Source organism: Enterovirga sp. CN4-39, assembly GCF_049446235.1.
GTDB lineage: Bacteria > Pseudomonadota > Alphaproteobacteria > Rhizobiales > Beijerinckiaceae > Enterovirga.
In genome coordinates, this window is the sequence record NZ_JBMSEF010000034.1 from 1 (window position 1) to 20,494 (window position 20,494).

General features: G+C 65.4%; 17 protein-coding genes and 3 pseudogenes. 6 read left to right on the plus strand and 14 right to left on the minus strand.

Annotation, left to right across the window (positions count from 1 at the left end):
* Positions 1 to 473 precede the first annotated feature (473 nt).
* From ACO2SS_RS27525 to ACO2SS_RS27565, 9 genes and pseudogenes are all read right to left on the minus strand, one after another.
* Complete coding sequence (locus ACO2SS_RS27525) at positions 474 to 1,739, minus strand: sensor histidine kinase (RefSeq protein WP_423281067.1); 1,266 nt, start codon at positions 1,737 to 1,739, stop codon at positions 474 to 476.
* 449 nt (positions 1,740 to 2,188) lie between these two features.
* A pseudogene (locus tag ACO2SS_RS27530) lies at positions 2,189 to 3,301 on the minus strand (metallophosphoesterase).
* Positions 3,298 to 4,098 carry a cobalamin-binding protein gene (locus tag ACO2SS_RS27535; protein WP_423281068.1) on the minus strand — a complete coding sequence of 267 codons (801 nt, stop codon included), beginning with the start codon at positions 4,096 to 4,098 and terminating at the stop codon, positions 3,298 to 3,300. Before ACO2SS_RS27535 ends, ACO2SS_RS27530 begins: the two are co-directional and overlap by 4 nt.
* Before the next feature lie 72 nt (positions 4,099 to 4,170).
* On the minus strand, positions 4,171 to 5,442 hold the full coding sequence (locus ACO2SS_RS27540; RefSeq protein WP_423281069.1) for a DUF763 domain-containing protein: 1,272 nt from the start codon (positions 5,440 to 5,442) through the stop codon (positions 4,171 to 4,173).
* Positions 5,439 to 6,569, minus strand: a complete 1,131-nt coding sequence (gene dinB / locus ACO2SS_RS27545) for a DNA polymerase IV (RefSeq protein WP_423281070.1) — start codon at positions 6,567 to 6,569, stop codon at positions 5,439 to 5,441. The genes ACO2SS_RS27540 and dinB overlap by 4 nt, the downstream gene beginning before the upstream one ends.
* A 161-nt stretch (positions 6,570 to 6,730) precedes the next feature.
* The gene (locus ACO2SS_RS27550) at positions 6,731 to 7,705 is read right to left on the minus strand and encodes a Bug family tripartite tricarboxylate transporter substrate binding protein (protein WP_423281071.1); all 975 of its coding nucleotides are present in this window, start codon (positions 7,703 to 7,705) and stop codon (positions 6,731 to 6,733) included.
* Positions 7,706 to 7,738: 33 nt separating this feature from the next.
* A complete protein-coding gene (locus ACO2SS_RS27555) occupies positions 7,739 to 9,259 on the minus strand; it encodes a class I adenylate-forming enzyme family protein (protein ID WP_423281072.1) in 1,521 nt (506 codons plus the stop codon).
* The gene (locus ACO2SS_RS27560) at positions 9,259 to 9,702 is read right to left on the minus strand and encodes a MaoC family dehydratase (protein ID WP_423281073.1); all 444 of its coding nucleotides are present in this window, start codon (positions 9,700 to 9,702) and stop codon (positions 9,259 to 9,261) included. The genes ACO2SS_RS27555 and ACO2SS_RS27560 overlap by 1 nt, the downstream gene beginning before the upstream one ends.
* Before the next feature lie 7 nt (positions 9,703 to 9,709).
* Positions 9,710 to 10,180, minus strand: coding sequence for a MaoC family dehydratase (locus ACO2SS_RS27565; protein WP_423281074.1), 471 nt, complete (start codon positions 10,178 to 10,180; stop codon positions 9,710 to 9,712).
* Between the two features lie 85 nt (positions 10,181 to 10,265).
* Here ACO2SS_RS27565 and ACO2SS_RS27570 point away from each other — a divergent pair, with 85 nt between their 5' ends.
* Entirely contained in the window at positions 10,266 to 11,036 is a 771-nt protein-coding gene (locus tag ACO2SS_RS27570; RefSeq protein WP_423281075.1) for an IclR family transcriptional regulator domain-containing protein, read from the plus strand.
* Between the two features lie 325 nt (positions 11,037 to 11,361).
* On the opposite strand, the gene ACO2SS_RS27575 is transcribed toward ACO2SS_RS27570, so the two are convergent.
* The 4 genes and pseudogenes from ACO2SS_RS27575 to ACO2SS_RS27590 all read right to left on the minus strand — a co-directional run bounded on the left by ACO2SS_RS27575 (position 11,362) and on the right by ACO2SS_RS27590 (position 14,195).
* Positions 11,362 to 12,132, minus strand: coding sequence for an exodeoxyribonuclease III (locus ACO2SS_RS27575; protein ID WP_423281087.1), 771 nt, complete (start codon positions 12,130 to 12,132; stop codon positions 11,362 to 11,364).
* A gap of 156 nt (positions 12,133 to 12,288) precedes the next feature.
* Positions 12,289 to 13,047: pseudogene (locus ACO2SS_RS27580) on the minus strand (5'-3' exonuclease); the annotation flags it as partial.
* A 264-nt stretch (positions 13,048 to 13,311) separates the two neighbouring features.
* Positions 13,312 to 13,860 carry a heme utilization cystosolic carrier protein HutX gene (hutX, locus tag ACO2SS_RS27585; RefSeq protein ID WP_423281076.1) on the minus strand — a complete coding sequence of 183 codons (549 nt, stop codon included), beginning with the start codon at positions 13,858 to 13,860 and terminating at the stop codon, positions 13,312 to 13,314.
* A complete protein-coding gene (locus ACO2SS_RS27590) occupies positions 13,857 to 14,195 on the minus strand; it encodes an antibiotic biosynthesis monooxygenase family protein (protein WP_423281077.1) in 339 nt (112 codons plus the stop codon). The genes hutX and ACO2SS_RS27590 overlap by 4 nt, the downstream gene beginning before the upstream one ends.
* Positions 14,196 to 14,394: 199 nt before the next feature.
* On the opposite strand from ACO2SS_RS27590, the gene hemP reads away from it, so the two are divergent.
* From hemP to ACO2SS_RS27615, 5 genes are all read left to right on the plus strand, one after another.
* Positions 14,395 to 14,577, plus strand: a complete 183-nt coding sequence (gene hemP, locus ACO2SS_RS27595) for a hemin uptake protein HemP (RefSeq protein ID WP_423281078.1) — start codon at positions 14,395 to 14,397, stop codon at positions 14,575 to 14,577.
* Between the two features lie 8 nt (positions 14,578 to 14,585).
* A complete protein-coding gene (locus ACO2SS_RS27600; protein ID WP_423281079.1) occupies positions 14,586 to 15,473 on the plus strand; it encodes a heme/hemin ABC transporter substrate-binding protein in 888 nt (295 codons plus the stop codon).
* Positions 15,474 to 15,526: 53 nt separating this feature from the next.
* The gene (locus ACO2SS_RS27605; protein WP_423281080.1) at positions 15,527 to 16,573 is read left to right on the plus strand and encodes a FecCD family ABC transporter permease; all 1,047 of its coding nucleotides are present in this window, start codon (positions 15,527 to 15,529) and stop codon (positions 16,571 to 16,573) included.
* Complete coding sequence (locus ACO2SS_RS27610; RefSeq protein ID WP_423281081.1) at positions 16,570 to 17,391, plus strand: heme ABC transporter ATP-binding protein; 822 nt, start codon at positions 16,570 to 16,572, stop codon at positions 17,389 to 17,391. Before ACO2SS_RS27605 ends, ACO2SS_RS27610 begins: the two co-directional genes overlap by 4 nt.
* Positions 17,392 to 17,707: 316 nt before the next feature.
* Positions 17,708 to 19,828 (plus strand): TonB-dependent hemoglobin/transferrin/lactoferrin family receptor, encoded by a 2,121-nt coding sequence (locus ACO2SS_RS27615; protein WP_423281082.1) that lies wholly within the window; start codon positions 17,708 to 17,710, stop codon positions 19,826 to 19,828.
* A 252-nt stretch (positions 19,829 to 20,080) separates the two neighbouring features.
* Here ACO2SS_RS27615 and ACO2SS_RS27620 read toward each other — a convergent pair.
* Positions 20,081 to 20,285: pseudogene (locus ACO2SS_RS27620) on the minus strand (integrase core domain-containing protein); the annotation flags it as partial.
* Positions 20,286 to 20,494 lie beyond the last annotated feature (209 nt).

Consider the following 20,494-nt stretch of genomic DNA (forward strand, 5'->3'; position numbering starts at 1 on the left):
CCGGCTTTCGCGATGGCGCTGACGATCGTTGCCGAAACAGATCTCCTCTCGGCCGTCCCGCGCAGCTTCGCTGAGGCGCTCGGGTCACCAGCAGGCGTCGTGCTGGTTGAGCCACCGTTGAGCCTACCGCAATTCACGATGAGGTCGGTCGTGCCTAAGTCGGGGCTGACGGACACCGGGCTCGCTTGGCTACGTTCCGCGCTCTCTGCCCCGTCAGCTAGCAATGCCGCTCGACGTAGAAGACCTGATAGCATCGCCCAATCGAAGCCATCGTAGGCACCGCAAGCTGAGAACGTCCGCTCTCGGGCAGCCTCTTAGTGTCCGCTCATGGCGCAGGTCGGAAACGGCGACGGCGCGGGCCCGCCATATAGGAGACGGTTCGAGAGCGGGCGGAAGCGGAGCCTGAACGTGTACGTCCGCTTTCAGGCAACCACCTCATGTCCGGTTCTGGCGCCCAGGGCCCGTCACATCTTCTAGACCGTTGGGAGCCGCGTGGGGATAGTGAGGCAGAACGTCGTCCCGTGGCCCACTACCGTTTGGCAGGTCAGCGCTCCGCGAAGCACGCTGATAGCAAGGCTGTAGGCGATGTGCAGCCCCAGGCCCCGGCTGCCGCGGCTTGTCGGTGAGAACGGTTCGAAGATCACCGCGAGCTCCGGGTCAGGAATGCCTACGCCGTTGTCGATGATCGCGACCCGAAGCTCGTTGCGTGCTGACATCTCTGCTTCGATCCGCAGGGTGCCTCGTTCGCCTTTCGGGAACGCGAAAGCAAGCACGTTAGCGATGAGGTGACCCAGGACCCGCCCGAGCGCTTCTGGGTCACTTGTGACCTCAAGATCAGAAGGTACGGCAATCTCGATCGTGCATGGCTGACCCTGCAACTCGAGTCCGAGGCTAGTAAGAACAGACCGGACGAGATCCGCGATGCCGAAGGTACGAGCGCGTGCTGATCTTTGATCGAGGCCCACCTGTCGGAACTCGTCCATCAAGTCGGTCGTACGGACTAGGTTCGCGCTGACCTGACGGGCGGCCTCGACGCTTACGCCAGCGAAGGCCTCGAGATCCGATCGCCGCAAGGCGCCGGTTTCGAGCTTCTCCTGGAACTCCCGCGCTGCCCGATCGAATGTGGTCGCGACCGTAAGCGCCATGCCGACCGGCGTATTCACTTCGTGCGCGATTCCGGCGACGAGCCGAGTAAGTGAAGTCATCCTTTCCGCCTCCGCAGCCGCGAGCCGCCTGAAGCTCGCCCCGTTGGCAAGTGCCACAGCGACGTAGGAACAGAGAGCGCGGAAGATCAGCCGCTCCCGCTGTCCGTACGCTCCTGCCCGCGCGCTCTGGACTGACATCACGCCGATCATCCGGTCGCGCACGGAAAGCGGGCGGAAAAGGGCGCTCAGCGTTGGAGCGGTGCCCGGGATGTCGGCGCGGAGAGCATCGTCGAGAGACTTCTCGCGCAGGATCTCGCGATTTTCCCGGACCGCACGACTTGCCGGCCGTTCGGCATCGTCGACCCTCAGCCGTCGGCTCTGACTCCGCCGGCCTCCATCGATGAAGATTGGAACATCGATCCACTCTCGCCCTTCATCCAGGATGCCAATGTAGAAAGTCGCCGCGTCGAGAAGGGCCCCCACGTGCCGTTCGACAGCCGCGAAAATATCCTCGAAATCGAGGCTTGCTGTGATGTCCTGACCAATCAGGCTGAGGCGGTCCAGGATCTCGTCGGAGCCGAGGCCAGCACGCAACGGGGTAGTGATCGATGGAGTCAAGATCAGAGCGAACCGCTGCGGCGATGGCGAACCTCGTCCGTTAGCGCACTGCTCAGGGGGCGTCGAGCCGCGGCAATGTCCGCTTCCGGGCAGCTGGCGAACTTCTGCTCCTGGCGGATAGTGTTGAAAAAGTCGGATCGAGCTCGCTGACCGCCATCAGGACCGGCTGAGCGCCTCACCAAAGAGAACAATCCCCTGCTTTGGGTGCTCTGCGCGTGTCAGAATAGCATGTTCGTTCTATTTTATACGCCGGTCGCTCTGACTTCCCCGAGCAGCCCCGACTTTTTCAACACTATCGGCGCGGCCCGGAAGCCAAAAAAAGCACGCGCTCGCTTTTACCGGCCCGGAGCCGAAGGCACACGGTTCGGCCTTCGGCTACTTAGCTGAACCTCGGCATCCCTGACCCAAGCTCGCCGGATCGATGCCTACGCTCCGCACCGAAGTGTGATCCGCGTCAACTCCGATGGACGTCCTAGCCTGAGCGCGAAACCAGGCCAGAGGCCGGTCCGTTGTTCACATAAAGCGTCATGCCGTCGACGTTTTAGGCGCCCGAGACGAAGCCATGATTGGCAGGCGCGACCAGCCGGTCCAGGCCGAGCACCATCCCGCCGTGGGTGTGCCCAGACAGCTGCAGCGCCACCCCGCGTTCTGCGGCCCGTCGAGCGGCCCCTGGCTGGTGATCAAGGAGAAGCACCGGAGCGCCGGGAGGCGCCCCAGCTAGTGCGGCGTCGAGATCGTGTCGCTGGCCCCCGCGCAATGCGGACCTATCCTCAACGCCGGTCAACACCAACTCTGCATTCGACCGCCGCAGAACAACATGCTCGTTGGCGAGGAGGCGAATGCCCAAGTCGGTAATCCGCGCCCTCCCGTTCTTTGCGCCGAAGATGTACTCGTGATTGCCAGTGACGGCCCATACGCCGTCCGGCGCGCGCAGATCGCGCAGTGGCTCCACGTCGGCCCGACGTGCCGCGACCGTGCCGTCGATGAAGTCACCGTGACGACGATCACGTCCACTCCGGAGGCCAAGGAGCGGTCCACGACTCCCCTGACCCAGGAGGCCGGGAACAGCCGGCTTGCGTGCAGGTCCGTCAACTGGAGTAGCCGGTACCCGTCGAACGCAGCGGGCAGGTTCCTGACCCGGAACTCAATGTCCTTTAGCGGTGGTACGCGGACCGCCTGCCAGACGCTTGTCGCTGCCACTAGCATGGCGAGCGAGCCAAGCAGGTACCGCCAGGTGTCAGAGACCGCCCAGCCGCCGTCCGGCAAGAGCATGGACCCGAGCGACACAACATCGAGGACCGCCTGCATAGCGGCTGCCAGCAACACGGCGCCGATCGCCCAATTGAACACGATCACCAGTGCGCGTGGGTATTCGGGCGAAAATATCGAGCCGAAGACATCCGGTTCCAATGATGCATCTGGGAGGCGAGAAGCAGGGCCGCCCCCAGGACGAGCTTCAGCACTGGCGGCCATGGCAACGGCCAAAGGAGCCGGGCAACGACGTAGACGGCGGGAAGACCGAAGATCAGATTTGTCACAGCGCCTCATAGGCGTGAGCTGAGGCTATCGCCCTGCGGATCGCATCAAGACCGTCGGTGAGCGCGGCCGGTCCGGGTTGCAGAATGAGAGGGGACTTGATCTCGACGATCCGCCCGTTGCGCACGGCCGGGACGGCGTCCCAGCCTGGCCTGGCTCTGATCCGCTCGGGCACGACCTTTTTCCCACACCACGATGCGAGGATGAGGTCCGGGGCAGCGGCGATGACCTGGTCGGGTAGCACGATGCGGTCGCGGGCAGCGCCCGCTTCACGCAGGTGCCCGAACACGTCCTCCCCGCCGGCGACCTCGATTAGCTCCGAGACCCAGCCAATGCCGCTGATGAGCGGGTCGTCCCATTCCTCGAAGAAGACGCGCGGCCGCGGGTGGCCCGCCGATGTCCCCCGAATGTCCTCAATCCGCCGCTCAAATCCCGCGGCCAGAGCTTCGGCCTTCTCGCCGGCGCCGACCAGCGCGCCGAGTGTCCGGATCATGGCGAGGATGCCGGCAAGAGTGCGTTGGTTGAAGGCGTGGACCGCAATGCCTGCCCGGACCAGATCGGCAACGATCGTCGCCTGCAGGTCGGAAAAGGTGAGCACGAGGTCCGGCTCAAGCGCGAGGATCTTCGGGATGTTGGCCGACGTGAAGGCCGACACGCGGGGCTTCTCCTTGCGAACCCGAGGCGGCCGTACCGCGTAGCCGGACACACCAACGATGCGGTGGTCTTCGCCGAGCAGATACAGGGTCTCGACCGTCTCCTCCGTGAGGCAAACGATCCGGCTGGGAGGGAACAGTCGCATGAGTCCGCTAAATAACTGGCCACGAGGCCCAGTGCGAGGCAGCCTGCCCTGACGCCGGAACCTCAGCTCCAATCACGAGCCATTTTGGGCCGTCTCGCCGGACGTGTCCAAGGGCGGCTCCCAGCCGAACACACTCCGCCCGCCGTATTCATGGGACCGGGCGCGCTCCTCCGCGATCACTGCCCCGACAGAAGGGCAACTCGTGGCGGCCCGCTCCAGCCGCCGGGCCTGCTCGTCCAGGCGCCGGATGGCCCCCAGTTCCTCTTCGTTCCCAAGCTTTGCCTTGCGCACGGCCGACTTCATAACTTCGATCGTCCGGTCGTAGACTCGCGTAGGTACCGGAAACGGGTGTCGGTCTTTGCCGCCATGCGCGAGGGAGAAACGCCCGGGGTCGCTGAACCGGCACGGCGCGCCGTGCACCACCTCCGCCACCATCGCGAGCGCCCGCACGGAGCGGGCCCCAATTCCCGGCACCAGCAACAATTCGGCAAAGTCCTTGGGCCCACGATCGGCTGCCGCCGCAAGGGCTCCGTGCAGCCGCCGGGCAACCACGTCCTCCGGCCGGACGTCATGATGCCCTGGCATAATCAGATGCGGTAAGAGTGGCTGCGCCTCTGCTTGCGCCGGAACTTTCCCATTCTCGATACGGGCGAGCTCGCGCGAGATGCCATCCGGGCCCAAGTCACCCAGCATATCAAGCTGCCGGCCGCGCGAGACGCTGGCGCGGCAGTCGGCCAAGTTGACGATGATGCCTTGCCCCTGACCCTCGATCGCGGCGTGCGGTGCGTCCACGAAGCTCTCGAGTCCTTCGGACAGCCAATGGTAGCGCCGCGCCTGGCGCCGCTCGCCGTTCATCCCCTGCTGCACCACGACCCAGCGCCCGTCATCGGCAACGATGAACCCGTGCAGGTAAAGGTCGAACCCGTCCTGGACAGCAGCGCTGTCGACCTTGGCGACGAGCCGGCTCGCCCTGGCGAGGGCGGCCCCGTCCAGGCCGACGCGCTCGCCCACTGTCACTAGCTCGCCCGGCGTCGCGCGGCTGTGCTTGCCACGACCGCCGCAGACATGCAGGCCGAGTTCGTCCGATAAAGGCGTTAACCCGCGTTTGAGCGCCCCGAGGACGCTGGTGGTGATCCCGGACGAGTGCCAGTCCATCCCCATCACGGCCCCGAACGACTGGAACCAGAACGGGTGGGCTAGCCGGCGGAGCAACTCGTCACGCCCGTACTCAAGGACGATTGCTTGGACGATAACTGCGCCCAATCTGGACATACGCTGACCGAGCCAGGCCGGGACGCGTCCGCCGTGCAGCGGCAGGTCGGCGCTGCCTGAACGCCGCGTCATGGGCCGGTTCCCGCAAACACCGGAGCGCAAGTGTTTGCAGCGCACATCGCCGATCGAAGCAGGGGCAGGCCGCTGGCTTCCCGATCGGCAGCCTGCTCGAAGTTGGACATTGTCACCCCGACAAGCCGGATCCCTTTCTGGACCGGGAAGATGGAGCGAATGAGATCGAGGCTTACCTGGTTCAGCTGCGCTTGTTCGCAGACCGGCTTTGGGTGGCTTCGGCTCCTGGTAATCAGCCGGAAGTCGGCAAACTTCACCTTCACGGTCACAGTTCGGCCGAAAGACCGAGCCCTCTCACACCAGGTCCATACGTCGTCGGCCATCCGCAACACGCCAGCTTCGATCTCCGCAGGCTCCGTGAGGTCGCGCGGAAAAGTGGTTTCCGAGCCTGAGGACTTGCGCACCCGATCCGGATTGACAGGCCTGTGATCCTCGCCTCGTGCAACCGCGTGGTACCAATCCGCCGAGCTGCCAAAGTGCCTTTGCAGGAATTCGATCGACTTCGACCGGAGGTCTGCGCCGGTCTCGATCCCGAGTCGTTTCATCCTGGCCGCGGTGACCGGGCCGACACCATGGAATCGCTCGATCGGCAACGTCTCGACGAAACCCTGGCCCATCTCGGGAGTGACCGCGAATTGCCCGTTCGGTTTGCGGTGATCCGAAGCCAGCTTGGCTAGGAACTTGTTGTAGGAGATGCCCGCGGAGGCGGTTAGGCCGACTTCACTCATAATACGGGCACGAATTTCCTTCGCTGTGGCCCACGCCGTCGGAATGCCGCGCAGGTTATCCGTGACGTCGAGATACGCCTCATCGAGCGAGAGCGGCTGGATTAGCGGCGTGTAATCCGCAAAGATGCGGTGGATCTGCTGCGATACGGCCCGATACACATCGAAGCGCGGCGCCACGAACACGAGCTCAGGGCATCGACGAAGCGCCGTGAGGGAAGGCAGCGCTGACCTGACGCCAAACCGGCGCGCCTCATAGCTCGCTGCGGCAACTACGCCTCTAGCAGAACCATGACCCACGGCGACCGGCCGGCCACGCAGCGCGGGATCGTCCCGCTGCTCCACCGAAGCATAGAACGCGTCCATGTCGACGTGGATGATCTTCCGAGTCGGCCCATCCATTCGGTAGTCATAGCGCAGGCAGAACGGACAGTGAACGTGCGAATGCCCAGGTCTCGGCCGTAAGCCTCAGGCAGTCGCCCGATGAGCCTCGCCGGAGCACGTCTGCTTCCAGGCAAGCACCTGATGTCTGTCGTTGGCGCGTCATGGAGACAGCCTGCTTCCTACTGAAGCGGGACCTGCGCACTTTTCACGACGCCCCCCCATTTGTTGATCTCGGACTCGACATAGCCGCCGAACTTGTCGCCGAAGAGGGTTCCCGGTTCCACGCCAAGCTTGGAGAAGGCGTCCTTGATCGCGTCGCTGGCGAGGATCTCCTGGACCGCGGCGACGAGTTGCTGGCGAGGCTCTCCCGGGGCCGAGCCGGCGGACATGTACATCCCGAACCAAGCCATTGCCTCGAAGCCTTTCACGCCAGCCTCGTCCAGCGTTGGGACGTCCGGCAGCGACTTAGCGCGCGCGAGGCTGGTCACACCGAGCACCCGAAGATCGCCGTTCGACGCTACGGGCAAGACGGTCGGAAGCGAGTCGAACATCATCGGGATGTGTCCGCCGAGGAGATCATTCATGGCTGGCGCCGCGCCGCGATAGGGCACATGAAGGATATCCGTCCCCGTCGCGAGCTTGAACATCTCGCCCGCTAGGTGGTTCGCTCCGCCGACGCCGGTCGATCCGAACGACAGCTTCCCGGGATCCTTTTTGGCCAGCGCAATGAGGTCCGCGACTGTCTTCGCCGGAACGCCTGGGTGAACCACGAGTGCGTTCGGAACGGTTGCGAGAAGCGCAACCGGTGCGAAGTCCTTGCGGGTGTCGTACGGCAGCTTCCGGTACAGCGTCGGGTTGATCACGTGGTGAGTTGCAGCCACGAGGAGCGTTCCGCCGTCGGGCGCAGCTTTCGCCACAGCTTCGGATCCGACGATCCCGCTCGCCCCAGGCCTGTTCTCGACGATGGTGTTGACCTTGAGCTTGTCCCCGAGCGCCTGGGCGACGTGGCGAGCGAGGATGTCCGTCGTGCCCCCCGCCGGGAAGGGCACGATGATGCGGATCATCGCAGCAGGATACTTCTCTGCGGCGACTACAGACGCGAGCGACGCAGTGAAGCCGAGCGCGCACCCGAGCGCAATGCCGAACACCTTCATGTCTTCCTCCCTAACGGTCTGGTTGTGGGTTTGTTACGCGCAGGCTCGCTCGCGCTCCCGCAACTCTCGTCGAAGGAGTTTACCCGTGGGATTGCGCGGCAGCGTTTCGCAAAACACGAAGCGGCGGGGCTTCATGTAGTTGGGCAGCCTTTCGACGCAGAACATCGTCAGCTCTTCGGGATCCGGATCGACTACCGCGGGCACCACATACGCCACGATAACCTCGCCCCATTGATCATCCGGTGCGCCGACGACGGCGGCTTCCCGCACGGACGCATGGCGCTCGAGGCATTCCTCGATGTCGTTCGGGAAGATGTTCTCTCCTCCCGAGATGATCATGTCCTGCTTGCGATCGACGAGGTAGAGGTACCCGTCTGCGTCCAGCCGCCCCATGTCGCCGAGGCTGAACCATTCGCCCCGATGCGCGGCTGCGGTGCGCTCGGGCTCGCGCCAATATCCCGAGAACAGTCCGGGACCACGAATATAGACTTCGCCCACGTCGCCCGCTGGAACCGGAGCGCCGGACGCGGCCAGGACCTGCAGCTCGACATCGTGCACCGGGCGTCCGACGGATCGCTCGCGTTGACCGAGCTCCCGAGCGGAGATCGTCGTGACAATCCGTGTCTCGGTCGCCCCGTAAAACTCGGTGAGTACGTCTCCGCACGCGGCGAGGAACCTCTCCTTAACGGCGCTTGGAAGCGGTGCTCCGCCGCTGATCACGTGCCGGAGGCTGGTCAGGTCACGGACCCTCAACTCGTCCGAGGCTGTCAGCCTTTGAATCATCGTCGGAACAAGAAAGGAGTTCGTGACCCCGTGCCTCTCGACCAGTTGCAGGTAGCCGGCTGCATCGAAGCGTACAGGCACGATGGAGGTGCCGCCGAGGTAGATGGCGAGAGCAGCGAAGTCTCGCGGAGCGGAATGCCAATAGGGCCCCGGGTTGAGGGTCACGTCGGCGCTGGTGAGGCCGTACGCGAGGGCCTTGTAGAGGAACCCGCAGACGATAGCCCGGTGAGAGACGAGCGCGCCCTTTGGCGTGCCCGTGGTCCCCGACGTGTAGCCGATATAGAGCGTGTCTTCCGGGGAGATCGAAACGTCCGGCGGAGTTGCTCCACCGGCGTCGACGAGTTCCTCTAGGCTGTGAAGGCCTGGCGCGACACCGTCCATCAGGATAACGCGGCCTTGCAGCCTAGCCGTGGTCTCCGCCGTAAGGTCCGCTATGGTGAGGATGTGCTCGGACGAAACGAACAGTCCCTGCACCTCGGCGTGCGCGAGACGGTATTCCACGTCATGCGCCTTCAAGGCCGTGTTGATCGGTACCATCCAGATGCCCGCGGCACCTAGAGCGTAGTGCGCGACGAGATAGTCCGGGCTGTTGCGCGCGAGCACCGCCACCCGGTCACCCTTTCGCAGCCCGAGCGTCTGGAGACTGTCGGCCAGTCTCCAGACACGATCCGCGAACGCCGCATGCGTGATCGCGGAGCCGGTCTCGTCGAGGATCGCCGGCCTGTCCGCAAACAGCCGGGCGTTCCTCGCGAGTGATCGCCCGAGGATCATCAGGCCGCGCCGAACGGGAACTCGAGAGCCGCTTCGCCGGTCGCAACTGTCTCGCCGCGCTGGTTTCGGACCTCGACGTCGATAGTGACCCATCGCGACTTCGCCGTGACCAGCTTCCGTTTCAGCGTGCCGACGGGCTGGATGGTGTCGCCTGGCTTGACAGGCCTTACCCAGCGGGTCTCGAGGCGGCGGTGCTCGGCGCCCACATCATACGCCCAGTCAGTGAGCATTCGGGTTATCAGCCCGAAATTGTTCATGCCGTGCATAATGATGCCGCCGAAATTCGTGCGGCCGAAATTCCCCTGCATGTAATTGTCGTCGAGGTGGAGGGGGTTGAAGTCCAACGATGCTTCGCAAAACTCCCTGATGCTTTCGCGTGAGACGGCAAAAATCGGCCCATCCAGCCGAAATCCGGGTTCCAGCTCTTCGAATGTCGCGCTCATGGTGTCCTCACTGCGGCCGGATGGTCCAGCCGCGCCCGGAGCAGATCACCCGGCCGTGCTGGTTGAAGAAGACGTTGTCGTGGATGACGAACAGGCGCTCTCGCTTGATGAACTTGTCGAGTGCGCGCGCCTGAAGCGTGATCGTGTCGCCCGGCCGAGCAGGCTGGGCATAGCTCCACGACTGACCCGCGTTCACAGTACCGGGACTGCGCATCCAGTCGTCCGTCGGCGTGCAGGCGAACATCAGCAAAATGTGTATCGAGGGTGGCGCGATGATGCCGCCGTACCGCGTCTTGCTGGCGTAATCTTCATCGAAATAGAGCGGATGATCCTCTCCCACAGAGCGGCAATACTTCTGGATCGCGTCGAGCGTGAGCACGTACGGGATCGTGGCCCTTGGCTCGCCCGGGACGATGTCGTCCCAGACTTTCCGAGCTGCAGCATCCGCCCAAAAGTCCGTTGCAAATTCCTGCCCCACGCGCTACCTCCCGTTCGCCTAGCGAACAAAGCGATCGTTGTGCGCACAAACTGGCAGGGGTCCCGATCCTTGGCAAGGAGGCTGAGTGACAAAAGAGAGCGACGGATATGTGCGCGCGCTTGCGCGCGGCCTTGCGGCAGTCGAGGCACTAGGCCGCCCGCCAGGACGACACACTTTGGCAGAGGTTGCATTCGCGACGGAGCTCAACCGCGCCACTGCACGACGCGTGCTCGCGACGCTCGTGTCGCTCGGCTACTGCGAACTCTCCGGCCGCTATTACAGCCTGAGGCCCCGCGCGCTGGGTCTCGGCATGTCTTATCTGAGCACCCTGCCATTCTGGGGTCATGCACAGGCCGTGCTCGAGGATCTCCGGAACGAGCTCGCCGAGTCATGTGCGCTTGCGGTTCTGGACGGGACTGAGATCGTCTACATCCTGCGTGCGCCGGCACGCCGCATCCTGGCGGGCAACCTCGGCATTGGAAGCCGTCTTCCGGCGCATCTGGTCTCGCTCGGACGAGTCCTTCTGGCGGGGCAGACGCAAGCGAGTTTGGACGCCTATCTCACCGCAGCCGAGCTGACGAAGCGCACCGATCGCACGATCTCGGATCCGGAGACGCTGAGGGCAGAACTCGCGAAGGTTGCGCAGTCCGGCTTCGCGTGGGTGGACGGCGAGCTCGATCCGGCGATCTGCGGACTTGCGGTGCCCGTCCGAGACGGCAAAGGCCGCCTCCTCGCTGCAATCAGCGTCAACACCATCTCAGGCAGCCTGACCGAGGCAGTCGCAAAGGAACGCTTCCTAGTTCCGCTCCGCCGTGCCGCTCAGGAGATGCGCCTGCGGTCGCCCGGCGGGGACTAAACTCGCCCTATGGCCACAGGCCCGAGGCGCATTCGTTGTGTTTCTGTGTTGCGCTGGCAGCTGAAGGTCCGATTTCCGGTAAGAACCCAATGTCCGTTCCTGCGGATAGTGTTGAAAAAGTCGGATCGAGCTCGCTGACCGCCATCAAGGACCGGCTGAGCGCCTCACCAAAGAGAACAATCCCCTGCTTTGGGTGCTCTGCGCGTGTCAGAATAGCATGTTCGTTCTATTTCATACGCCGGTCGCTCTGACTTCCCCGAGCAGCCCCGACTTTTTCAACACTATCGGCGCGAAGCGGGAGTGAGCTTAGACAGCTCAATCAGCCTCAACTCAGCTCGATCCAGGCTGGAGCGTGATCGCTGGCGTCAGGCTCGCCCCGGATCCAGCGGTCCACACCAGCCCTACTCAGGCGAGGTTTCAGATCTGGACTGACGAGCAGATGATCGAGCCGCAGTCCGGCGTCACGCGACCAGCGATCCCGCTTGTAGTCCCAGAACGTGAACATGGGCTCGCTGGGATGAAGCTCCCGTAAGGCATCCGTCCAGCCCTGGTCGAGCAGCCGACGGTACGCCTCGCGAGGTTCGGGTTGCAGCAGCGCGTTCTTTGCGTACGAGCGGGTCGCGTAGATGTCCTGGTCGGTCGGGACCACGTTGTAATCACCCGCAAGCACCACCGGCACCCCCGCCGCGAGCAGCGTGGCCGCATGAGCGATCAGGCGTTCGAACCAGGCGAGCTTGTAGGTGAATTTGGGTCCAGGCTGCGGGTTTCCGTTGGGCAGGTAGATGGAGGCGACGATCACGCCGCGGACGGCGGCTTCGATGTAGCGGGCTTGCTTGTCTTCCGGATCGCCCGGAAGCTCGGTGCGGGTAAGGACCGGCTCGGCGTCCCGCGCCAGGATTGCCACTCCGTTCCAGGAGCGCTGGCCGGTCCAGACGGCCTTGTAGCCGGCGGCCTTGATCGCGCCCGCAGGGAAGTCGTCGTTCTCGGCCTTGAGCTCCTGGAGGCAGACAACGTCCGGCTTCTCCTTCGCAAGCCAAGCCAGGAGGTTCGCCAAGCGCCGATTGACGTTGTTGATGTTGAAGGTGGCGATCCGCAGCTGCGTTCGTGCCGGGACTGGCGGCCTCATCCTCGGACGTGTCTCCTTGCCCAGTCCCTCCAGCCGCTCGGCGAGCCGATGGAGCCCCCACTCTGATGCGAGCCTGGCTGCTCTTTCCCAGGTCGGCTTCTGATCTCGTATGGGCGGCAGCGGCGCTTCGGCGTCCATCGTGGCGATCTGGCGGAACAATCGAAGATCGGCTGCCTGATCGGCGAAGCGGCCTTTGGAGAGAAGCGCCTCCAGGCTGCCTGCCCGTCGCAGCAGGCTCGCGGCCGTCTTTGCCCCAATCCCGCGCGCGCCCGGAAGCTTGTCGGAGGCGTCGCCTCGCAGCGCGATGAAGTCCGGCACCTGACCGGGATCGACGCCATACCGCTCGCGCACCTCAGCTGGTCCGATCCGGGCCATTTCGCCGGCGCGCACCGGATGCAGGATGGTGGTCAGCTCCGAGGCGAGTTGGAACGCATCGCGATCGCCGCTCGCGACCAGCGACAGACCGCCCTTGCGCTCTTCCCGCCGAACGGCAGCGGCAAGAAAGTCATCAGCCTCGTATCCAGCGGCCTTGGCGTTCGCGAAGCCACAGGCGGCGACGAAGTCCGGCAAGAGAGCAAGCTGCTCGACCAGCTCGTCATCGAAATGGCGGCCGGACTGGTAGGCCGGAAAGGCGCGGCTCCGGTAGGTCGGTGCCTCCAGCGTGTCCCAGCCGACCACAACAGCTCTCGGCCGCTCCTCGGCGTAGAAGCGCAGAAGCATATTGGCGAAGCCGACGATTGCGCCGCCACCCTTGTTGGCGGCGCGGCGGATAGTCTTCGGCAGACCGTGGTAGGCGCGATGGGCGAACGAGTCCCCGTCTATGATCAGGAGAGGACGTCGGCCCCGGGCCGCATCCGATGTTTGATCACGTTGTGAGCGAACCACCGCTTCGACCCGGCCTGCATGAAGGGGAACTCACGACTGCCCAGGCCGCCGTCGGACGTCGCTAGGTTCTGTGTGGACAATAGCGGAAGGGCTGCTCCTGGTGAAATCACGGCTGAATGCTTGGGGGTCGCGAAGTGGATCTTCTCGGCTGCGCACCTCTCGTTGTACCGGTCCTTGGTCGGCCTAGCCTCGGTACTCAGCTGCCAACTCCGGATGTGCTCGGACGCCCCTGGGCCTACCCTGCCCTGCTGAGTGAGTTGTCACTCAAGCCTGCTGGACCGCTGCTGCGAAGCGGCGGAACATAGACTCGAATCTGGCAAGTTGCTCGCGATTGAGGTCCCGGGCTTCGTTCCGGCCGACGAAGATCTTGAACATTGCCCCGCCATCCCGGTTCACGAACTGGACCGAGCAGGAACGCCGCCCGAAGAACGGCCTGTCCACGAAATAGATGGCGGCGCAGCGGTCGGCCCGGATGTGGCCGCCGATTGGGCTGTCGCCGTGGATGTTGAAGTAGCCGCGGCCGTGGCTGCCGAGCGGCAGCCGACCGCGCGTCTCGAACACGCCGTCGGCCGTGTGGACGATGAACGTGATCTCGCCCTCCCACCCGGCGAGCTCGCTCCAGACCATCTCGAAGCTGTCGCCCGGGACGGCCGTGACCTGCTCGGGTCCGAGAGCGTCGAGCACCGCCCGGTACGGGACATCCTCCCGGCGGGCGATCTCCTCCAGGACGCCGTCGGGCGCGGCCGCAAGCGCGGCACGAACCCGGCTCGCAGGGTCCTTCGCTCCGGGCGCGAGGGCAGTCGAGGCGCTCACTCCGCAGCCTGGACGGATGCCGTGCGCGCGAGCGTCTGGACGACCTCGAAGCCCTCGAATTGCGGATGGCCGGCATAAAGAGGCTTCGAGCTCGGCGCGCGGCCATGGGCCTTCCGGAACTGGTCGGACTTGGTCCAGGCCTCGAAATCGCCCTTCGAGGCCCAAATCGTGTGCGACGAATAGAGGATGTGGTCCTCGTGCTCGGGCCCGCGCAGGAGGTGGAACTCGACGAAGCCCTTCATCTCATCGAGGTGGCTGTCCCGGTTGCGCCACACGGCTTCGAACTCGTCCGTCGCGTCCTTCAGCACCTTGAACCGATTCATCGCGATGAACACCGTTCTGTTCCTCCGTCTAAGGACGGGCGTCCGTCCGTTCCGCTAAACTCACACAGCCTGCCGCCAAGCCCATGCTAAGCGGAAGATGTTGTCTTCCATAGCGAGGCAGTTATACCTAGGTCAATGCGCTGTTTTATCCAGTTTTTCTTTGTTCTAAACTATAGCTACTGAAGGGGACACCATTGCGTGCGGACAGGACATGAGCCGCGACCCGGAGTTGCAGTCGAGTTCGCCGGAACGCCCGCGCCCGCAGCACGGAGAGCCGCGCGCCGTCCAGGCGAGCCAACTTCTCGGCGGTGCGCGCGAGATCATCATCCTGCACCGCGGCGAACGCTACCGGCTGCGGCTAACGCAGCACGACAAGCTCATCCTGACGAAGTGACCTCGCGCATGACGAAGCTCGTTTCCATCAGGCGGTCCGCGATCGTCGCGCTTTGCGCGCTGGCCTTTGCCGTTCCGCCGGCTGCCGGTTCAGCGGCGGAGGCTTCCCCGCCAGCGCGGATCGTGTCGCTCGGCGGCGCCGTGACCGAGATCCTGTACCGGCTCGGGGCGGGGGACCGCGTTGCGGCCGTCGATACGACCAGCATCCATCCTCCGGAAGCGCTGGGCACCAGGCCGAATGTCGGATATCTCCGGCAGCTCTCCGCCGAGGGGATCCTCTCCGTCCGGCCCGACCTTGTGCTTGCCGTGGACGGGGCAGGTCCGCCGGACGTGCTCCAGCAGGTGCGCGAAGCCGGGGTGCCCATCGAGGCAGTCCCCGAGGCGCCGACGCCCGCCGGAATTGTCGGCAAGATCGCCGTCATTGCCCGAGTCGTCGGGCGCGAGAAGGAAGGCGCGGCCCTGATGGAGGAAGTCGAGCGAGGCTTCGCGGTCCTCGCTGCCGACCGGGCCCGCATCACGCGTCCCGTGCGCGCGCTGTTCGTCCTTTCCCTCCAGAACGGCCGAGTCATGGTTGGAGGACGCGGCACCACCGCGGATGGCATGTTCGCGCTGGCCGGTGCCGAGAACGTCGCGGCCGCGGTCAAAGGCTACAAGCCGATGTCTGACGAGGCCATCCTGGCAGCACAGCCGGAGGTTGTCGTCATGATGGAGACCGGCCCAGGCGCGGTGCCTGCCGCCGAAGTGCTCGGAGGCGCCGCCCTGGCGGGGACGCCAGCCGGTCGCAATGGGCGTCTGGTGAAGATGAACGGCCTCTATCTGCTCGGCTTCGGGCCGCGCACGCCGGCGGCCGCCCGTGAGCTGATGACCTCGCTCATGCCGCCGATGCGGCCGGAATGAGCGGGGCCGCACAGGCGGCTAGTCTCGGGATCTCGGCCTCGGAGCGACGGAAGATGCCGCTTCTCCGGACCGCCCCGGTGCTGGCGCTCCCTCTGCTTCTCGCCCTCGCCCTCCTGGTCGGGGTGCTCTCGCTCGGCACGGGCGCGGTCGCGATCCCGCCGGGCCGTGTGGTCCAGGTCCTTTGGGCCGGGCTGAGCGGCGCCCTTCCGGACCCGGGTCTCGCCAGGGACGTCGCGATCGTCCTCGACATCCGTATGCCGCGCACTCTGGTCGGGCTCGCCGTCGGGGCGTTGCTGGCACTCTCCGGCGGTCTGCTGCAAGGCCTGTTCCGGAATCCGCTTGCGGACCCTGCGCTGGTCGGTGTCTCGTCCGGCTCGACACTCGGCGCGGCCGCCGTGATCGTGCTCGGCCACCGCTTCGCGACAGGCCCGGTTCCGTTCGAGCTCCTGCCGATCGCGGCATTCGTCGGGGCTCTGACCGCGACGCTGCTGCTCTATGCGATCGCGACGCGGCAGGGTCGCACCTCGATCGCCGTCATGCTGCTCGCCGGCGTGGCGCTGGCCGCCCTTGCAATGGCCGGGACCGGGTTCCTCGCCTTCCTCAGCGACGACCGGCAGCTCCGCGACCTTTCATTCTGGACCATGGGGGCGGTTGGCGGTGCGACCTGGACGAAGCTCTTCGCGATCTTGCCGATGATGGCCCTCGCGTGCCTGATCGCTCCTTTCCTAGCCCGCGCCCTGAACGCGCTCGTGCTCGGCGAAGCGGAGGCGTTCCACCTCGGCATCCCGGTCCAGCGGGTGAAGGCTCTCGCGATCTTGACGATCGCCGCGGCCGTGGGTGCGGCGGTGGCGACCGCCGGGCCGATCGGCTTCGTCGGGCTGGTAGTGCCGCATGTGGTGCGCATCGCGATCGGGCCCGATCACCGCATCCTTCTGCCGGCCTCGGCGCTCCTCGGCGCGACGCTACTTGTGGCCGCGGACATGGTGGCGAGAGTAGCCGTCGCGCCGGCCGAACTGCCGATCGGCATCGTCACCGCGCTGATCGGCGCGCCCTATTTTCTCTGGCTGCTGCTGCGGCGGTCGACGGTGCTCGACGCATGATCCAGCCGCTTCTCCAAGCGACCGGCCTAAGTTTTTGGGTCGGCGCGAAGGCGCTCGTCAGCGATGTAGGCCTGCGGCTCGAGGCAGGGCGGCTCGCCGTGGCGGTCGGGCCGAACGGGGCGGGAAAGTCGACGCTTCTCCGCATGCTCTGCGGCGAGCTGCGACCGAGCACCGGGGCCGTGTCCTATTGCGGCACGCCCATCCAGGAGCTGCCGGGATGGCGGCTCGCCTGCGCACGGGCGGTGCTGCCGCAGGCCTCGCGCCTCGCCTTTCCGTTCACCTCGCGCGAGGTGGTGCGGATCGGGGCGGACGGGATCGGGCGGGGCCTCACGGCCGCTTCCCGCGCCGAGATCGTCACGGCCGCGCTGGAGCGTGCCGATGTCTCGGCGCTGGCCGATCGCTCCTACCAGAGCCTCTCGGGCGGCGAACAGCAGCGGGTGCAGTTCGCGCGGGTGCTGGCGCAACTCGCGGCCGGTCGGACAGTCGCGGCCGAGCAAGTCCTGCTGCTCGACGAGCCCACGGCCAGCCTGGACCTCACGCATCAGCTCGCCTTGCTTGACCAGGCGATGGCGCTCGCTCGGGACGGCATGGCCGTCCTTGCCATCCTCCACGACCTCAACCTTGCCTCGGCCTATGCGGACGAGCTTCTCGTGATGGCGGGCGGCAGGCTCGTCGCGAGCGGCCCTCCCGAGGAGGTCCTTACCGACGGCCTTCTTCGGGAGGTGTTCGGCGTCCGGCTGACGGTTGGCGCCGTGCCGGCGAGCGGTCGACCCTTCCTTCTGCCGACTGGGCCCAATTCCGAGGACTCGGGGGACTGAGCACATCCAGCCCGCGGGCGGGATGGCTATGGCGCGTCTGCAGCAGCGGGCCGCTTTTGCTTGTCGGGCCTGAGCGCGCAGCGTATTCCGGCTGAGAGATAAGAGTATACTTGATTGGATTTATTCTAACCCAAGAAGATCGCACTTGACGATCTTCTTCATTCAGCCGAACAGCTAGTTGCGGCTCAGCTCTCCGAGCCGAACGCCAGCCAGCCAGGCCTCTGCGCCAAGCCAGCCAGCCAAAATTCAGATCTGGTTGGGGCTCTCTTTCATGATTGGTGGATTTCGTTCGTTGCTCCTCGGGGCATCGTGCCTCGTGAGCGTCGCCACGCTCGCCTCGGGCGCAGCATCGGCGCAGGATGTGAGTCCGGTTGGCGCCGCCGCGCGCCAAGCGCCTTCGGCGAGCGGCGAAACGGCGCTCGACGAGATCACGGTCACCTCCACCAAGACGGAGGAGAAGGCGATCGAAGCGCTGGCCGGCGCGAGTGTCGTCTCGGCCGATACGATCCGCGCGATCCAGCCGGACCGAGTCTCCGACATTCTCCGGCAGGTCCCGGGCGTCACGACCCAGGAGGCGCATAACGATCCGGGCCAGGCGATCAACATCCGCGGCCTGCAGGATTTCGGCCGCGTAAACGTCCTGGTCGACGGTGCGCGCCAGAACTTCCAGTCCACCGGCCACGGCGCGAACGGCACCTTCTATCTCGATCCGGAGCTCATCGGCGGGATCGACATCACGCGCGGCCCAGTCTCGACCATCTATGGCTCGGGAGCGATCGGCGGCGTCGTGTCCTTCCGCACCCGAAATATCGAGGACATCCTGAAGCCGGACGAACTCGCGGGCGTCGAGCAGAAGCTCGGCGGCGGCTCTAACGGCTACGGCTTCGTCAACTCGACCTCGGTCGGGGCCCGGCTGCCGAACAACGCGGTCAGCGCCTTCGGCCAGTTCGTCTACCGCAACTCGACAGCATCCAGGGACGGCGGCGGCATCCTCGTGCCCGACACGGGAAGCGAGCTGAAGGCCGGCAACTTCAAGCTCAACATCAACCCCGCGGACGGCCACTTCCTGACCTTCTCGGCGCTGGTGCAGAACTTCGACTTTATCAACAACGGCTCGTCTCTGACGGGCGCGCGCTTCCGATCCGTCGTCGATGCCCAGACCTACACCTGGGGCTATCGCTTCGCGCCGACCGACAACCCGCTGATCGACCTCAACATGAAGGGCTACTACACCCGGACGGACGACGCCCGGACCTTCGTGCGCGACAGCGCCAATCGGACCTACGGCCTGCTCGGCGCCCGGCCCGGCAACCAGGTCAATGTCGATCTCGATACCGTCGGCTTCGACATCTTCAACACCTCTCGCTTCGACACCGGCGCGGTCAGCCACGCGCTCACCTATGGCGGTGACGGCGTGTTCGACGACGTCCGCACGCGCGATGCCGCCGGCGGCTACACGTCAGCCTTCACGCCGAGCGGGGAACGGAGGCTCCTCGGTGCCTTCGTCCAGAACGAGATGCGTTATGGCGACTGGCTGCGGGCAGTCGGCGCCCTGCGCTACGATGCCTACGAGATCAAGGGCGGGGCTTTCGGCTCGAGCGGCGACCGGATCTCGCCGCGCGGGACGATCGGCGTGTCGCCGTTCCCTTGGATCGAGTTCTTCGGGACCTATGCCGAAGGCTACCGCGCGCCGACGCTGTCCGAGACCCTGATCTCGGGCGTCCATCCCTTCCCGGCCTTCACGATCCTGCCGAACACAAATCTCCGGCCGGAGACGGCCCACAACCTGGAAGGCGGGGTGAACCTCCGGTTCGACAACGTGCTCCGCGACGGCGATGCGCTCCGGGCGAAGCTGGTCGGGTTCTCGAACGACGTCGACAACTTCATCGACAGCACGTCCGTGCCATCCTCGACCCTGGTTCCGGTCGCGCCCGGCTTCCCGGCTGCCCTGTGCCGCATCGTCCCCCGGGCGCCCTGTGCGCCGCTGCCGTCGGTGCAGTACAACAACATCGCCCGTGCCGAGCTCTCCGGCGTCGAGCTGGAAGCCGCCTATGATTGGGGCGACGGCTTTGCCTCGCTCGCCTACACCCACACGGACGGCATCAACGCGGCGACCCGCGCGACCCTCGTCACTGTTCCGCCGGATCGCCTCGCGGGAACGCTTGGCTTCCGCTTCCTCGACCGCCGGCTGACGGTCGGCACCCGGACCGTCTGGTACGACGCACGGACGAACACCCCGCCGAACGGCACGATCCCGAACACGAAGGAGTTCGCGCTCGTGGACCTCTTCGCCTCCTACGAGCACAACGACTGGATCCGGGCAGACCTCACGCTGTCGAACATCTTCGACAAGCGCTACATCAAGTACCTGGACCTCGACCGTTCACCCGGCTTCCAGGCGCGTGGCTCGCTGACGGTCAAGTTCGCTACGAAGTGAGCCGGCTGCGCAGCAAAACGGGGTCGTGGATTGTCCTGGATGCGGCGGGATGACTGCCCGTCATCCCGGGACGATTCGCGAGGCTTTCTTGCGAGGCCCTGCTGACGGTCGTGATCGTGAGCTGCCGAATGCCGGAGTTGGGCTGGCGCAACCCGCTCCCCTCAATGCCATCGGAAGGGAGCCCAAGCGTCTCAGGACATTGGTCCGTATCCCTTCTTGGGAGCACCGGAAGGCAAAGTTTCTGGCCTTTTCTCACGGTGGCGAGCTGGGTGCCCCACCGGGATTGTGGAAGGATATCGGCAGCTTATGGCCGATCGCCCCGTGAAGATGGTCCTCGTTGTAGCACCTGCGACAAGCCTCCATCTTTCCCTGGCGTCGGAAGCGTCGGGAACCAGTGCGCGTTCATGCACTCGGCGCGGACGAGGCCGTTGAGCGCCTCGGCGAAGGCGTTGTCGGTCCGCTAGCTGGGCCGGGACGGAAGACGGCTGCCTCGCTTGCGAGCCAAGGCCATTCGGACATTCGCGTCGGCGTAGGGTCTGACCCGGGCAACGCCATGCCAGCCGAGGTTTGGCTGGTTGGAGTTGGTGTTGCGCCGCTGAAGGACTTTGGGCCACCGGCGCAAACACGTCACCGGATTCCGCGCGGCTCCTGGACGAGCGGCATATT

Excerpts from the sequence above, each read along its gene's own strand:
- dinB (WP_423281070.1), bottom strand. The coding sequence starts at position 6,569 with ATGGATGGGCCGACTCGGAAGATCATCCACGTCGACATGGACGCGTTC.
- ACO2SS_RS27535 (WP_423281068.1), bottom strand. The coding sequence starts at position 4,098 with ATGCGACTGTTCCCTCCCAGCCGGATCGTTTGCCTCACGGAGGAGACG.
- ACO2SS_RS27550 (WP_423281071.1), bottom strand. The coding sequence starts at position 7,705 with ATGAAGGTGTTCGGCATTGCGCTCGGGTGCGCGCTCGGCTTCACTGCG.
- ACO2SS_RS27600 (WP_423281079.1), top strand. The coding sequence starts at position 14,586 with ATGACGAAGCTCGTTTCCATCAGGCGGTCCGCGATCGTCGCGCTTTGC.
- hemP (WP_423281078.1), top strand. The coding sequence starts at position 14,395 with ATGAGCCGCGACCCGGAGTTGCAGTCGAGTTCGCCGGAACGCCCGCGC.
- ACO2SS_RS27605 (WP_423281080.1), top strand. The coding sequence starts at position 15,527 with ATGCCGCTTCTCCGGACCGCCCCGGTGCTGGCGCTCCCTCTGCTTCTC.
- ACO2SS_RS27610 (WP_423281081.1), top strand. The coding sequence starts at position 16,570 with ATGATCCAGCCGCTTCTCCAAGCGACCGGCCTAAGTTTTTGGGTCGGC.
- ACO2SS_RS27540 (WP_423281069.1), bottom strand. The coding sequence starts at position 5,442 with ATGACGCGGCGTTCAGGCAGCGCCGACCTGCCGCTGCACGGCGGACGC.
- ACO2SS_RS27555 (WP_423281072.1), bottom strand. The coding sequence starts at position 9,259 with ATGATCCTCGGGCGATCACTCGCGAGGAACGCCCGGCTGTTTGCGGAC.
- ACO2SS_RS27560 (WP_423281073.1), bottom strand. The coding sequence starts at position 9,702 with ATGAGCGCGACATTCGAAGAGCTGGAACCCGGATTTCGGCTGGATGGG.